Origin of the sequence: Lysinibacillus sp. IITD104 (genome assembly GCF_036698265.2) — a bacterium.
Taxonomy (GTDB): Bacteria; Bacillota; Bacilli; order Bacillales_A; family Planococcaceae; genus Lysinibacillus; species Lysinibacillus boronitolerans.
Genome location: NZ_JBAHYH020000001.1, coordinates 4,085,761 through 4,101,145, shown reverse-complemented (window position 1 = coordinate 4,101,145; position 15,385 = coordinate 4,085,761). Strand labels below are relative to the sequence as shown.

At 38.4% G+C, this 15,385-nt stretch carries 14 protein-coding genes; 8 read left to right on the top strand and 6 right to left on the bottom strand.

What is annotated here, in order from left to right; genetic code table 11:
* Position 1: 1 nt before the first annotated feature.
* The 4 genes from V1L66_RS20645 to V1L66_RS20630 all read left to right on the top strand — a co-directional run bounded on the left by V1L66_RS20645 (position 2) and on the right by V1L66_RS20630 (position 5,746).
* The gene (locus V1L66_RS20645) at positions 2-895 is read left to right on the top strand and encodes an EamA family transporter (protein WP_333005570.1); all 894 of its coding nucleotides are present in this window, start codon (positions 2-4) and stop codon (positions 893-895) included.
* A 66-nt stretch (positions 896-961) separates the two neighbouring features.
* Complete coding sequence (locus tag V1L66_RS20640) at positions 962-2,683, top strand: ABC transporter ATP-binding protein (RefSeq protein WP_333005569.1); 1,722 nt, start codon at positions 962-964, stop codon at positions 2,681-2,683.
* Positions 2,683-4,515: an ABC transporter ATP-binding protein gene (locus tag V1L66_RS20635; protein WP_333005567.1), complete on the top strand. Its 1,833-nt coding sequence runs from the start codon at positions 2,683-2,685 to the stop codon at positions 4,513-4,515. The genes V1L66_RS20640 and V1L66_RS20635 overlap by 1 nt, the downstream gene beginning before the upstream one ends.
* A 361-nt stretch (positions 4,516-4,876) precedes the next feature.
* Positions 4,877-5,746 (top strand): GNAT family N-acetyltransferase, encoded by an 870-nt coding sequence (locus tag V1L66_RS20630; protein WP_244905043.1) that lies wholly within the window; start codon positions 4,877-4,879, stop codon positions 5,744-5,746.
* Here V1L66_RS20630 and V1L66_RS20625 read toward each other — a convergent pair.
* Together V1L66_RS20625 and V1L66_RS20620 are read right to left on the bottom strand one after the other, a co-directional pair.
* Entirely contained in the window at positions 5,731-6,666 is a 936-nt protein-coding gene (locus tag V1L66_RS20625; RefSeq protein WP_409072246.1) for an IS3 family transposase, read from the bottom strand. The genes V1L66_RS20630 and V1L66_RS20625 overlap by 16 nt on opposite strands.
* Positions 6,609-7,034, bottom strand: a complete 426-nt coding sequence (locus V1L66_RS20620; protein WP_058844812.1) for an HTH domain-containing protein — start codon at positions 7,032-7,034, stop codon at positions 6,609-6,611. Before V1L66_RS20620 ends, V1L66_RS20625 begins: the two co-directional genes overlap by 58 nt.
* Positions 7,035-7,219: 185 nt before the next feature.
* Here V1L66_RS20620 and V1L66_RS20615 point away from each other — a divergent pair, with 185 nt between their 5' ends.
* Entirely contained in the window at positions 7,220-7,342 is a 123-nt protein-coding gene (locus V1L66_RS20615; RefSeq protein ID WP_004229664.1) for a hypothetical protein, read from the top strand.
* Positions 7,343-7,377: 35 nt separating this feature from the next.
* Here V1L66_RS20615 and helD read toward each other — a convergent pair whose 3' ends face one another.
* Positions 7,378-9,606: an RNA polymerase recycling motor HelD gene (helD, locus tag V1L66_RS20610; protein WP_333006207.1), complete on the bottom strand. Its 2,229-nt coding sequence runs from the start codon at positions 9,604-9,606 to the stop codon at positions 7,378-7,380.
* 157 nt (positions 9,607-9,763) lie between these two features.
* Here helD and V1L66_RS20605 point away from each other — a divergent pair, with 157 nt between their 5' ends.
* Complete coding sequence (locus V1L66_RS20605) at positions 9,764-10,480, top strand: glycerophosphodiester phosphodiesterase (RefSeq protein ID WP_016992005.1); 717 nt, start codon at positions 9,764-9,766, stop codon at positions 10,478-10,480.
* A 96-nt stretch (positions 10,481-10,576) separates the two neighbouring features.
* Here V1L66_RS20605 and V1L66_RS20600 read toward each other — a convergent pair whose 3' ends face one another.
* Positions 10,577-11,599, bottom strand: a complete 1,023-nt coding sequence (locus V1L66_RS20600; RefSeq protein WP_333006206.1) for a DUF2804 domain-containing protein — start codon at positions 11,597-11,599, stop codon at positions 10,577-10,579.
* Between the two features lie 182 nt (positions 11,600-11,781).
* Between V1L66_RS20600 and V1L66_RS20595 the strand changes: the two genes are divergently transcribed.
* Both V1L66_RS20595 and V1L66_RS20590 read left to right on the top strand, forming a co-directional pair.
* On the top strand, positions 11,782-12,276 hold the full coding sequence (locus V1L66_RS20595; RefSeq protein ID WP_036078108.1) for an amidase domain-containing protein: 495 nt from the start codon (positions 11,782-11,784) through the stop codon (positions 12,274-12,276).
* 95 nt (positions 12,277-12,371) lie between these two features.
* On the top strand, positions 12,372-12,944 hold the full coding sequence (locus tag V1L66_RS20590) for a nitroreductase (protein ID WP_016992008.1): 573 nt from the start codon (positions 12,372-12,374) through the stop codon (positions 12,942-12,944).
* A gap of 57 nt (positions 12,945-13,001) precedes the next feature.
* Here V1L66_RS20590 and V1L66_RS20585 read toward each other — a convergent pair whose 3' ends face one another.
* Positions 13,002-14,384 carry a dipeptidase gene (locus V1L66_RS20585; RefSeq protein ID WP_036078110.1) on the bottom strand — a complete coding sequence of 461 codons (1,383 nt, stop codon included), beginning with the start codon at positions 14,382-14,384 and terminating at the stop codon, positions 13,002-13,004.
* Between the two features lie 247 nt (positions 14,385-14,631).
* Positions 14,632-15,375: an SDR family NAD(P)-dependent oxidoreductase gene (locus V1L66_RS20580; RefSeq protein ID WP_036078112.1), complete on the bottom strand. Its 744-nt coding sequence runs from the start codon at positions 15,373-15,375 to the stop codon at positions 14,632-14,634.
* Between the last annotated feature and the right edge of the window lie 10 nt (positions 15,376-15,385).

Below are 15,385 nucleotides of genomic sequence, written 5' to 3'. Positions count from 1 at the left end.
TATGGAACGTTTAAAAGGAATAATATTTATCGTCTCAGGTGCTATGTTATGGGGAGCAACTGGCCCTTTAATGGAGTGGTTGCTAAATCATACACCTTTGACTGTATCCTTTATGTTAACAATCCGTTTATCGGTTGCAGGTATATTACTACTTACATATTTATTGTTAACAGGAAAAAATATTTTTGGAATATGGCAGCACAAGCTATGGGGGAGGCAACTCATCGTTTTTGGTATTGCAGGTATGCTGGGTGTACAATTTGCCTTTGTTGCTGCAATTAATGAAAGTAACGCTGTGTTGGCTACCTTGCTTCAGTTTTTAGCGCCAATATTTGTTGTCGCATATGTCTCTCTTAGTTTAAAGAAGTGGCCACCAAAATATCAAGTATTAGGTATTATTGGTACCCTTATAGGGTTATTTCTATTACTAACGAATGCATCATTTGATAGTTTGCTTATTAGTCCAAAAGCCTTGATGTGGGGTATAGCAGTAGGCTTAACATTTGCATTTTACACCTTGTATCCTGCACGCTTAATGAAGGAGTGGAGTGTGCTTTTAGTAGTTGGCTGGGGGATGCTGGTGGGTGGCTTCACTTTAGGCTTAGTAAGCCGTGTTTGGCAGTCCACTCAATGGGGTGTTCTAGTAGACTTAAAAATTTTAATGTTATTAGTTGCTTTAATATTTTTTGGAACAGTAGCTTTTATATTGTTTTTAAGTAGTATGAAATACATTTCGGCAGTTGAAACGAGCATTCTTTCCAGTATTGAACCATTAACAGCAATGGTTATTTCAGTTATTATTTTCGGTACCTCTTTAGGTTTCTGGCAATTAATAGGAGTATTCGTTATGCTTGTTTGTGTAACTTGGCTTTCAATAGCAGGAGAAAAAGCATAAATATACTATAGTGTTAATAGTTTTTGACTACCTGGAAATTTTATCTACCAACAAGGGGGAAAGAATATGAAAGAAGTTTTTTCCTATGTAAAGCCATATAAATGGACAGCTATTTTTGCTTTATGTTTAATGCTTTTAGAATTATTTGTGGAGCTAGTGCAGCCACTCATCATGGCCAAAATAATCGATGAAGGAGTAAGGGCTCAAAATCAAGGAATGGTTTTGCAATGGGGGGCTGTTTTACTTGCGCTATCTTTTGTTGCCTTTCTGGCGGGCATTATCAATTCTTATTTTTCTTCCCATACAGCTCAAAGCTTTTCGTATGATCTTCGAAATGCCATGTTTGATAGGATTCAATCCTTTACGCTAGCAACCTATCAAAAATTCTCCACAGCATCGCTTATTACGCGATTAACAAATGATGTCACACAAGTACAAACAGTGCTGTTTATGAGCTTACGTATTATGCTTCGAGCGCCACTTGCTGTTATAGGAAGTATTATTATGGCTTTTGTCGTAAATCCGAAATTGGCTTTATTTTTGGTTATCGGTGCACCGATCATTTTTATTTTTCTTATTTTTATGGTGGCAAAAGGTGTGACTTATTTTGGACGTGTACAAAAGAGGGTTGATCGTTTAAACAGGGTTTTACAGGAGAATTTACAGGCAATACGGTTAGTGAAGGCTTACTTAAGAGGAGCTTATGAGGCTACACGCTTTGATGAAGTTGCATCGCGGTTAAAAGTTGATACTGTGAAGGCTTTACGCATAATGGAATATATTATGCCGGTTCTTTTGTTAATTATGAATATGAGCCTGCTTGCAGTTTTATGGTTTGGTACAAAACAAATTGCGACAGGAACAACACCGCTTGGAGATATTGTGGCTATTGTGAATTATGCAATGCGTATGACAGGCTCATTTTCAATGTTCGCGTTTATTATTATCTTCTACGCACGTGCCAAGGCATCTGCAGAACGTATGGCAGAAATCCTTTCGATTGAAAATGAGGTTGAAGATACGTCCCTTATAGAAGAAGTAGGCCATGCAACACAATATGGAGAATTAACGTTTGACCATGTTAGTTTTACTTATCCAGGAGGAGATGTTCCTGTTTTGTCAGATGTGAGCTTTCAAGTTAAATCTGGTGAGAAGCTTGCGATTATGGGGGCTACTGGTGCGGGAAAATCAACATTATTACAGCTCATTCCTCGTTTCTATGAAGTAACGCAAGGCAGAATACTTGTCGAGGGCCAGGATGTTCAACATTGGGATTTACAAGAGTTACGGGAAATAATTGGCTATGTCCCTCAGCAGTCATTGTTATTTACAGGAAGTATTGCAGATAATGTGCGTTGGGGAGATACACAGGCCGAAATGGATGCTGTACTACAGGCTACAATGCAGGCACAAATACATGCATCTGTTGAAGATTTTCCAAATGGTTATGATACCAAGGTTGGGCAAAAAGGTGTTAATTTATCGGGAGGGCAAAAACAGAGATTATCCATAGCTAGAGCTCTTTTGAGAAAAGGACATATTTTAATGCTTGATGATAGCACTAGTGCCTTAGATGTTAAAACAGAACAGTCTTTGTGGGAGGCATTGAGTGAAGAAAAGGCGACGATGCTTGTTGTGACGCAAAAAATACGTACAGCAAAAGGTGCGGATCGCATTTTACTGATTGATGCTGGAAAAGTTGTTGCTTATGGCACACATGAAGAGCTTTTACAGACTTCCTCGCTTTATAAAAAAATAGCTATCTCACAACAGGAGGTGGAGGAATAATGGGATTTTTCCAGAAACCTTTTGGTTATGAACCGATTTTGACAAAAGATGATCTGAAACAGGCTGTGAAGAAAAAGAAGGGGCCACGTGCAGCTGATTGGAGAAGTACATTGCTGCGGTTATGGAAAATTGTCGATGAACAACGTGCACTTCTCATTGTGGTGCTTTTATTAGTGATGATTAGCTCCATATTAGCTTTACTTGGCCCTTATCTAATTGGTCAAATGATTGATCACTATGTTATGCATGGCGAGCTTTTAGGGTTAGGTAAGGGGATTGGCGTATTAATTGCTATTTATGTTTTATTAGCCGTTTCACTTTTCCTACAAAACTATTGGATGATTGGCATCGCCCAGCAAACGATCTATAGATTAAGAACAAGTGTATTCGCTCATTTTCAACGACTGCCAGTGGCATTCTTTGATCGTCGTCAGCATGGTGAATTGATGAGTAGAATGACGAATGATATTGAAGCGGTCAGCTCAACATTGAACAGTTCTTTTATCCAGGTATTTTCAAGTGTACTTACGCTTGGAGGGACCGTCATTATTATGCTCAGTTTAAGCCCATTGTTGACAGTTTTGACGATGATTATTATTCCACTGATGTTTTGGGCGATGCGATGGATTACACGTCGTACAGCACCACTGTTTAAAGAACAGCAGGTAGCTATTGGTGCCTTAAACGGAATGATAGAAGAAACAATTTCAGGACAGCGGATTGTGAAGGCATTTTCACAAGAGGAGCGAATGAAAGCGGAGTTTCGTGAAAAAAGTTTGCGCTTAAAAAGGACTGGTTTTTGGGCACAGACTTACTCAGGTTATATTCCTAAGGTTATGAACTTCTTAAATAATATGAGCTTTACCATTGTCGCAGGTGTAGGAGGAGTTCTCGCATTATATGGACATGTAACGATAGGAGTAATTGTGATATTCACTGAATATGCACGACAGTTTACACGTCCTTTAAATGACTTAGCAAACCAGTTTAATACGGTATTGTCAGCTATTGCTGGTGCAGAACGTGTATTTGCCTTGCTCGATGAACAACCAGAGGCAGAAAACGTGTCAGCACAAAAGCATCAGCTATTGGGACATGTAGCGTTTAAGCAGGTGTTCTTTAAATATGTACAAGAAGAAGAAGGGTACACACTAAAAAATGTAGACTTTAAAGTGGAACCTGGTCAAACGGTAGCCCTCGTTGGTGCAACTGGTGCTGGGAAAACGACAATCCTTCAACTTATTGCAAGATTTTATGAGGTCTCAAAGGGAGAGGTATTATTTGATGGTATAAATGTACAGCAAATTGATCGACAATCCCTTCGTTCACAGATGGCCTTTGTCTTACAGGATCCATTTTTGTTTGAGGCTTCTGTTCGCGAGAATATCCGATATGGTCGACTGGATGCGACTGATGCTGAGATTGAGGAAGCGGCCAAGCGGGCTAATGCACATGATTTCATTATGAAACTCAAGGATGGGTATGATACCATTCTTGCTGCGGATGGGCGCGAGATTTCACAGGGTCAAAAGCAATTACTATCTATAGCAAGGGCACTTATTGCTGATCCGAAAATTTTACTATTGGATGAAGCCACAAGCAGTATTGATACTGTGACAGAACTAGCGATACAAGAGGCTCTTGATACGTTAATGCAAGGGCGCACCAGCTTTGTGATTGCACATCGTTTAAATACTGTGCATAATGCCGATATGGTCTTAGTTATGCATAAAGGGGAATTAGTTGAGGCTGGACCACAGCAAAAACTAATCGAATCAGGTGGTCTTTATGCACAAATGTTACATTCATCCTCACACCATCTTGAGGAATAGATGGGAAAAGAGCAATTTCATTTGAAATTGCTCTTTTTTATTGAATTAAAAATGTTATTAATTTGAATAAATAGTATAATTATTATAAAACATTATTAAAACAGAAAGTAGTATATAGTTTAAAAGTAGCAGGTTGTAAAAGGATGAATATCTCTATTTTCGCAGAATTAGTATAATATTTTATAGCTATTATTTCTAGTAAATTTCAGTCACTTTTCTAAATTTTTATAGTAAAAATCCTTTTATTTTCCCATTATATGGAGTAAAATTCTGATTAATAGAGGGGATAAATATATTTTGTTGCCAGCTTATTTTCATTCTTGCTACAATAGGGCAATAGTCTGTTACAGGAACGGAGTAAATGATGAATATTTCAGTGATGACAGTGTCTTTTCCATTAGATGGAGAAACATTGAAAGAAGTAAAGTTTTTATGTGAAGAAGCAACAGTGCAAGATTATCGAGTATATGAAACCATTATGAATGTACCAATGGCTAGCTCTTTCGAGACTAAGGGCTTTATGGTACTAGCGTATGAGGATGATAAGGATTTATTAGTTGGTGCTGCTAGTGCAATTGACTTAATGGGGCTTCATACATATGAGTGGTCATTAGTGGTGACACCTGCATATCGACAAAAGGGTATTGGAACAGCGTTAGTTGAAGGTATACAAGTTGGGCTAGAAGAGAGAGGGGCAGAGGGGCAATTAGCTGTAATAATTGATGGCTCACCTTATGGGCACACATTTATTGAAAACAAAGGTTTTACCTACAGTTTTTCCGAAGCTACTCTAGAAACAAAAGCAGAGGCCGTTACATTACAAAAAGATATTAATATTCAACCCTATAATGGTGAACAAGCTGAACTGATTACTATTTATAGTGAAGCATTTGGAGATTTACCAGAAGAATCAGAAGAGCTTATTGCCTTTAATACATCAAAAAATGGACGAAAGCTTTGGATTGCTTATCGGGATGGCGCAGTTGTTGGAACAGTGACAACGGCTAAGGAAAATGAAATTCAGTGGGTAACAGCACTTGCTGTACATCCGAATTGTGAAGGACAAGGTATTGGGACAGCACTTCTTTCCTTCTCAAAGGATTATGCGAGTAAGGTTGGTGCAGCATTCGTCATGCTAGATGTAGAAGTAGACAATAAAAAAGCACTTTCTGTCTATGAAAAAGCGGGCTTTATGAAAGCGCAGCAAATTGATTATTATGTAAAACAATAGAAAAAAAGGGCTATGAGTGATCCTCGATAATGATTGTAGTAAATCATATAACTCTTAATTTCTTTCTTTACTTCTTCTAACGTTTCACATGCTCTAATAGTTGTTTCATCTTTAAAATGCCCAAAGAACGATTCTTGTGGCGCATTATCCCAACAGTTTCCTCGACGTGACATGGACTGTCCTAAGCCAATTTTCTTCACTAAGGCTCGGAATTTTGGATTCGTATAGTGGAAACCTTGATCCGAATGGATAAAGGCATCCTCCCTTAAATGCCGATGTTTCTTTAATTTATGTAACGTATTGAGCGCAATTTCTATACCCAATGTAGAGGATACTTCATACGCTAAAATTTCATTTGTTTCGGCGTCTTTTATCGTTGATAAATAAGCACGTTTACCGCCTCCATATGTTAAATATGTGATGTCGGTTAGTAATACTTTTCCTGCCACACCTTGCTTGAAGTTGCGCTGTAAATTGTTAGGGCATATACGGTGTTCCTTCGTTGCTTTTGCCATACGACGCGCTGGATTGGCTTTTCGAATGGGACAGATAATATTAAACTTTTTCATAATGCGACGGATACGCTTAAGGTTGTACGTAATTTCATATTGGTTTTCTAGTGTCATTTTTATTTGACGTGCGCCTTTCTTTCGTCCTCGGAAATGAAAGGCCTTTAAAATGACTTCTTTCACCACTTCATCTTCTTCATTCTGTTTTTGACGAGTTAAGACAGCTTCTTCTCTAAAATAGCGATAGTAGCCTGAGCGTGAAACCTTTGCCATTTCACAAAGATATCGTACCATCCGTTTTAATTGATATTTTTCAATAATTTGATGGATTAACTCAAATTTTTGTGTAGTACTTATTTTGATTGCTTCCTTATCAGCTGCCTTTCGAGTTGATCTAGCTTTTTTAAAAATTCGTTTTCTGCTTCTAACAATTTCATCTTCGCCTCTAAGCGGGCGTATTTTTCTTCTATACTTAATTCGCGTTCTAAAGGGCGACCTGAAGCATGTTTTCTGGCATCTTCTAAGCCTGTAAGCCCATGCTCTTTATAAGCTGTACGCCAACGATTCGAAGCTCTCCGAATACGAGCTGGACCAAGGGCTTCAATGTCAAAACCCGCCTCAAAAAAGATTTCACTTGGATATTTTCCTTTATCGTATTCATCAATAAAAAATTCTTTAAATTCATCTGTATAAGTAATGGCTTTCGCGCTTACTGTTTTGACGTATGGATTTAATTTTAATTGTGCCTGTTGTTGTTCCGAAAAAAATTTTTTAGTCATACAATCTACCACCGCTCGTTTTTTCTTCATTATAAATAAAAATACCCTATAAGATGACCTTTTTGAAAGTGTCTATCTTATAGGGTACATTTTAGATATTTAATATCAACTCATTGCCCTTTTTTATCATAATCACCTACTATCTTCATATAATATTAATAAGCTTTAAGAAAGGAGCCGTGATCATGCGCATGCCAGCATTGCCAAAGAAAAAGTCTCCTCCGAAGGAAGCCCCTAGCTCATGGTGGAAAGTTGTGAAAGCTTATTTATCCAAAGGGAAGTTTTATAAATTACCACCAAGAAATTAATGATGCAAAGAAAAAAGTCGCCCATTAGCGACTTTTTAATTTTCTAATAAGAACGAACTTTTAGATGGACCGATTAAGTATAGCTCATGCATGGCTCGTGTAAGAGCTACATAAAGTAGCTTTCGGTCAATTGGCGTATCGTAAAAGGGTGTATCATAGGCAGCTACAATGACGGCATCGAATTCAAGTCCCTTAGCTAGGTGACTTGGCACAACAAGTAACATTTCTTGATTAATGGATTCATTTTCCGTTAGTAGTTGTGAAGCAATCTCATTGTCTTTTAATGTCTGTTGTATAGTAATGGCTTCTGCAGTAGTTTTGCAAATTAAAGCAATGGATCGATGGCCATTTTGACGTATGGTTTCAAAGATTTCTTTAATTTTTAAAGCATCAAATTGCTCTGCTTGAATAAAACTTGGTACGCTACCGTGACGAACAACGGGTTCTACTAGAGGTAGCTGTTCATTCATTTGCGCTAGAATTTGATTCGCGACTTCCATAATTTCAATGGTTGTTCGATAGCTTTTTTGCAAAGTTCGGAAGGTTGCACGAGGAAATAAGCTTTGGACAGGCTCCCATGCTGTTAATGAGCGATAGCTATGAATACCTTGAGCTAAATCACCGACCATTGTGAACATATCCGTATCAAGACCTGCTTTTAAAGCAGCAAGCTGAAATAAACTATAATCTTGGACCTCATCGATAAAGACTACACGCATTTTCCATTCATCTGCAATGCCTTTTAAACGTGCATGTAAATAGTATAGTGCAGCTAAATCTTCGAGTACCCATTGTTCTTTACGATGTGCCTGCAAAAATTGTTGCTGTTCAAGATAATGCCATTCAGGAGCGAGTTCTGCTAATAGTTCTGCATCGGTGAGAAGGGTACGATAGAGTGTTTTAATATTATGTTTGGTAAAGCGACGCATATAAGCTGATGCCGTTGATTTAGCTTCTTTCTCAATGGCGGGAATTCGCTCATCTCGCTCATCGATGAATTTTGTGACAACACGTCGCCGTTTTTCATCATCTCGTATTCCATTTAAGGCTTTACCCAATGCTTCATCATACTTTTTATGGAGTGTAGCTAAAACAGCCTGTTTTTTTTGACGAACATGGCTTGCTAACACTTTTTTAATATGTTCAAGTCGCTTTTCGATAGGCATATATGAAAATTCATATAAAAACAGCTTCTTCAGGTGGGAGGCGCGCATGATACAGTATTTTTCAATATAGACATCTTCGAATTGTTCTGCGATCTTTTGTTCCAGCTTTTGTAAGTATCGTTCGATGACATCACGATAGTATAGGGAACCTTTCATTTCAGCAATCCAGGCAGTAGGCTGATGACTACCTCCAGCAACGAGCGACTCTAATTGCTCATTCGGATTTTGAAGCTTAAGCTTTAACTTAGTGGCAGAAAGAACATAGTCTGTAAAAGTAGTTTGGCATATTTTATCGACGCCAAGCTCTGGTAAAACATCGCCTATATAATCAATAAATAACTTATTCGGTGCTAAAATCATGAGCTGCTCAGGATTAAAATGTTCACCCATTGTGTAAAGGAAATAGGATATTCTGTGTAGAGCAATGGTCGTTTTTCCACTGCCAGCAGCACCTTGCACAATGATTGGTTGACGAAGATGTGCTCGAATAATTTCATTTTGTTCCTTTTGAATGGTTGAAACAATTTCAGTTAGACGAACATCTGCTTTTCCAGCCAATGCTTCTTGTAGGAGTTCATCATTTGTTGTTAAGTCAATATCTCGTATATCGAGTAATTCGCCATTTTCAATCTTGTATTGCCTTTTAGCAAAGAGATGCCCTTTATGAACTTCTCCACGGACATCGTACTCCATATCGCCAAGACGTCCATCATAATAAACATTAGCTACGGGTGAACGCCAGTCAACAATAATGGGCTCATGGGTTTCACGATGAAATAGAGACGTTTTCCCGATATAAAGAAACTCTTCCGGGTCACCTGTTTTTTGGAAATGGATTCTAGCGAAATAGGGCTTCTTGCGAACGGCCTCTAGACCTTCTTTTTGATTACGTGCCATTTCAAAGAATCTGGCATTTGTTAAGATATTTAAATAACTTAAACTTGAATCTAAGTAATCAAGATCGGCCATAGATTTGCGGATATTTTCTTGAGCAGATTGTAAATCTCGTTGTGATTCATCTAATATTTGTTGCATATAGCCTTGGGTATACGCTAACCGTTCTACTTCAGCCTGAAAATCAGGATGTTGTACAGTCATTTTTTAGCACCTCCTAGGTACTTACAATTTCAAAGTAGATTATCATACTACTATATATAATATTTACCATCAAGTGAAAGCTAAAAAGTTAATTATGCTACTATTACAAGGGGATGGAAGGTTTTTCTTTAATAAAAAATAGAGGAGGTTAATGAATTTGGACATATTTGCACATAGAGGTGTTTCGATAAACTATCCAGAAAATACGATGGCAGCCTTTCAAGCAGCAGCAAAGCTCCCTATAGCAGGGGTAGAGCTAGATGTTCATTTAACTGCAGATAAAGAGGTAGTGGTGATTCATGATGAAACCATTGATCGTACCTCCAATGGCTCAGGCTATGTAAAAGATTTTACATTACAGCAATTGCGTACATTTGATTTCGGTTCGTGGTTTTCGCGGGAGTTCGGAGATGAAGTAATTCCAACGTTGGGGGAAGTGTTAGAGCTTTTTGCAGGTACCAATCATCGCATCAACATTGAACTGAAAACAGACATTATTGCATATGAAGGGATCGAAGCGCTCGTGCTCAAAGAAGTAGCAGCACAGCAAATGACAGAGCGGGTGATCATTTCCTCTTTCAATCATGAATCATTGCAAACAGTATCAAAAATAGCGCCTTATATAGAAAGTGCAGCATTGTTTGCAGAGGTGTTGGTGGATTTTCCTACTTACATTGCTCTTATTCCAGCTAAGGCGTTACATGTAAGTTTGCCAACTTCCTTTCGTAAATCAGTTAAGCTAGCCCTCACTGAAGGTGCAACTGTACGTGTATATACCGTAAATGAGCAACGTGATGCTCGAAGCTTACAGCAACTAGGTGTACAGGCGATATTTACAGATGATCCAGAAAAAATATTACGAGCCCTTAGTTAGAGCAAATTAGTGACAGGTAGGAGACAAAAAGCTTCCGTGGAATCATTTGCATTTTCAAAATACCCACGGAAAGCAACGTCTTCTAGAGGATTTGTGCTACCATTTTGCACGATGTTCCTCAATACATCCTAGCATTTGTTGAATAACAAGTGTTTCGCCATTGTCGAGTAAAATGGAACCGTCGTAATAGCCAAATAGTTGATGTACCTCTGATTTAACTAGTTTGGCATTCGTTAGAGCAGTACGCTCAAAAAAAGGTGAAAAGGTTAAGGAAACCTGATTGGAAAATTTTGTGTCCACTTTCCAACGCTGCATATAATCTTCAGAATCATATTGAAATAATAAATCCTCATGTATTTTTGTCATTTTACCATCTACAAAAACAGCATTTTCAGTCATGCCGGTGCCATCTGTCCACTTACCTCCTAAATTAAGTCCAATCCGTCGTCCACGTACTCGTTGAGAGGCCATTCCCCAATTCCATAATGCCTCACGTGGCCATACACCTCGTCCAAAATCTAACACAGCAAAATTCTCCTCAGCTGAGAAATTAAAACGTCGAGTACCAATTGTGACAACACCTGAGGTTGGCAGTATGTGATGCTTACCTGTAAACTGAAATGTTTTACGATTCCAAGGAATAACGACATTTAATGTTTCATCCGTTGGTGGGTGCTGAATGATAAGCTTTGCTCGTAAAACATCTCCATCAAAGTTTGGTATGGAAACAGATAGATGCGTCTCATTTTGTATATATACTAAATCAATCATCATTTCGCTATTTTTAAATGAAACAGATTCTAAAACCTGTGTAGGCATTTTTAATTTACCACCGAAGGGAATTGTGATCGTTTTTTCGAAATAGCGCTGTGTTTCATATTCAAGAAAATAAACGAAGCAGACTGCTGCGTAATCTAGATGACTGATTGTAGCTGAAAACAAGATTTCATCACCGTAGACACACCAATAGTTCCATTTCTTTTTGCGCATGAGATGGCCGCTTAAATTGCTGTTAATAAGTGGCTTGCGTGCAAATCCGATGGCTGCTGGATTTAAATTACCTTTTTTATCGCATAAAAGAGTTGGCTGTAAAATCTCTTTCTCAGCATGCTGCTTCACATTCAACATCCCTTCTGGTCATAAAATAAAATTGACATATCTTTAATCCTTATTGTAGCAAAAATGTTCTTGAAATTGGAAAGGAACATGCTGAATATAATGGATTTCAATAAGAATTATGAGGAAGGACCTAACTAATAGAAATACTTGAATAGACATATGATGGCATGAGGAGGGGATGTATGGCAAAAATGTATAATAGGCAGGCTGCAGTTCAATATGCTAATTTGTGGTGGAACAGACGTAATCCAGCTTTTCCAAACTTTGATGTAGATTGCACGAACTATATATCTCAGTGTTTACTTGCAGGGGGGGCACCAATGCGAGGTGCACCAAATAGAGATAAAGGCTGGTGGATTCAGCAAGGAAATTGGAGCTTTAGCTGGTCTGTTGCCCATTCATTACGATGGTATTTAGAAGGGTCTACGACTGGATTGAAGGGTAGACGTGTACAATATGCAGAAGAACTAGAGCTTGGAGATGTCATTTTTTATGATTTTCAAGGGAATGGAAGAATTGACCACTCTGTTATTGTTACAAGTATTCAAAATGGTATTCCATATGTGAATGCCCATACCTCAGATAGTATTAATCGACCTTATTTTTATGAGGATTCCACTGCCTATACGCCAAGCATGACCTACTTTTTCTATCATATAGATGACAGCTTTGCTTAAGGACAGGTAGTTTTAAAGCATACAAATTTATGATAATGTGAAAGATAGAAGAGATAAACTCTAATATGTTGTCTTATGGTAGAAGGAGAATTGATATGAGCGAACAAATTTTATCTGTTAGAGATGCAATTATTCAGCGTCGTTCCATTAAAAAGTTTAATGGTCAGCCTGTGGAGCGTGAGGATTTAATGGCTATTATTGACGATGCGGTATGGGCTCCAAACCATGGTAATCGTGAGCCGTGGCGATTAGTTGTTGCCTGTGGAAAGGAATTAGCAAACCTTCATCAGCTATTACGTGACCTGACAATTCCGAAATGGCAGGAGCTTTCAAGTGAAGATTTAGCGAAGCAGATGTTGAAATTTACATTACCAGGTGGCTATGCCTTTGTGATCGTGCCAGAGGATGTGCGTCAAAAAGAACGTTTAGAAGATTATGCAGCAGCAAGTACATTTATTCAAAATATCCAATTACTTGCATGGGATAGAGGCATAGGCTCTTGCTGGAAAACGCCAGGCTTCCTAGATAATCCTAAATTCCGTGAAGCATTAAAGGTTCAGCCAGGTGAGCGTGTCATTGCTATGCTACAAGTTGGTTATTTTGATGAAGTGCCAAAAGGCAAAGAACGCAAACAAGCAGCTGATATCGTTACGATTTTTGGTGAGTAATCAAACAAAAAAATCCCTTCACTTTAAAAGTGAGGGGATTTTCTAATTACTCGATATTTATTTTTGTAATGCTGAAACCTCATATAAATAATCACTAAGAACACGTAAGCCTTTATCAAAGTTTTCTAAATGGAAGTGTTCATTTGGTGCATGGAAGTTTTCACTTGATAGACCGAAGCCCATTAACACCACAGGTAATTCTAAAATTTCATCAAACGCAGCGACGATAGGGATGGATCCACCGCCACGTGTGTATGCTGTTGGTACATTATACACTTTTTCATAGGAGCGTCCAGCAGCCTGAATAAATGGATGATCGAAAGGCGTTAGAAATGGACGGCCTTTATCGAATTCAGAAATGTTGATCTCTACACCAGCAGGTTTGTGCTTTTCAACATGTGCTTTTAAAAGTGCCACGATTTCATCGGGCTCTTGATTTGGTACAAGACGGCATGTGATTTTAGCGCCAGCTTCAGCTGGTAGCACTGTTTTGATGCCTTCCCCTGAGAAACCACCAAATACACCGTTAACCTCTAGTGTTGGGCGCGCCCAAGTTCGTTCTAAGTAAGAATAGCCTTGTTCACCGAATAATTCTTTTACGCCAACTTCCTGTTTAACAGATTCTTCATCAAAGCCAAGTGCAAGATAGGCTTCACGTTCCTCTTCAGTTAATGGCAACACTTTGTCATAGAAACCTTCAACTTGAATCGTACCATGCTCATCACGGAAAGATGCTAAAATTTCAGCCAATGCATGAATGGCATTTTGTACGCCACCACCATAAAGACCCGAGTGTAAATCGCCCTTAGCTCCACGAACATCAATTTGAATGCCTGTTAAGCCACGTAGTCCATAGCACACAGCAGGCTTACCAGGACCATAAAGCCCAGTATCGGAAATTAAAATTAAATCGGCTGCTAGTTTTTCTTTATATTGTTCAACATAGGCAGGGAGATGAGGGCTACCGATTTCTTCTTCACCTTCATAAATGAATTTAACATTGACTGGTAATGTCCCTGTTGTAGCAAACAATGCCTCGATCATTTTTAAGTGCATAAATACTTGCCCTTTATCATCACTAGCGCCACGAGCAAATAATTTATTGTCTCGAATCGTAGGATTAAAAGGCTCACTATCCCATAAATTTAAAGGATCCACAGGTTGAACATCATAATGACCATAAAATAAAATAGTTGGTTTACCTTCAGCATGTAGCCAATCTGCATAAACAACAGGGTGTCCAGCTGTTTGTGTAATAGAGATATTTTCAAGATTTAGTTTTTCGAATGCACTGGCTAGCCATTGAGCTGCATGTTGAATATCTTCTTTATGTTCTGATAAAGAACTGATACTTGGAATTCGTAAAAATTCATTCAGTTCATTTAAATGTGCCTCACGATGTTCTGTAAAATAAGCATCTATTTGCTGTAAATTAGTCATCTAGTATCCCTCTTTCCAATATTTCGATAATAGAAATAGTATAGCACAATTTGCTTTTAGGAATCTTAAATTGTCTTGAAAGATTACACATAGCACCTACAAAATAAACCACAAGAGCTAAATCGCAATTGTGGTTGAGTCTTACTTGAGTTTAAAGGGATCAGACACACCAGCCAGACGCTTCATACCATTAATGGCTAGAACTGCATGATTACATGTACTAGCTATCAGGCTATTCAAAGTCCCATTAGTGAGCAGTATAACCGCCATCAACAAGAAGGGTTGTCCCATTGACGAAGCTTGCGTCATCGCTAGCTAAGAAGAGAACGGCTTTAGCGATTTCCTCTGGTTTACCAAGACGACCTTGTGGATGAAGGGATGCTAAATATTCTTTCTTTTGAGCATCCACTTCAGCCAGTAGAGGGGTGTCGATATAGCCAGGACAAACCGCATTTACACGAATACCCTGTTTAGCGTAAGCAGTACATAGGTTTTGTGTTAATAACTTTACGCCACCTTTTGCAGATGAGTAGGCTGTAGGGTTTGGTAAGGCAACGAAGCTATGAATTGAACCAGCGTTAACAATGACGCCACCTGTTCCTTGAGCCAGGAATTGTTCAATGGCATATTTATCAGAAAGAAATACACCTGATAAATTAATATCAATTGTTCTTTTCCATTTTTCGAAAGAAAGCTCGTGTGCTGGTGCATCGTCAGCTACGCCAGCATTTGCATACATAATATCAAGTTTACCGTATTTAGTAACGGTTTCTTTTATCATGTTTTGAATGTCTGCTTCATTTGTTACGTCAGTTTTCACGAAGAGTGTATCAAAACCCTTGTTATTTAATTCTTCAGAGACGCTTTGTCCACGATCAGAAAAATCGGCAATAACCACTTTAGCTCCTTCTTCTACAAAGAGACGAACTGTGGCTTCACCAATACCACTAGCCCCACCTGTAACAATTGCTACTTTATCTTTTAGTTTCATATTAATGACC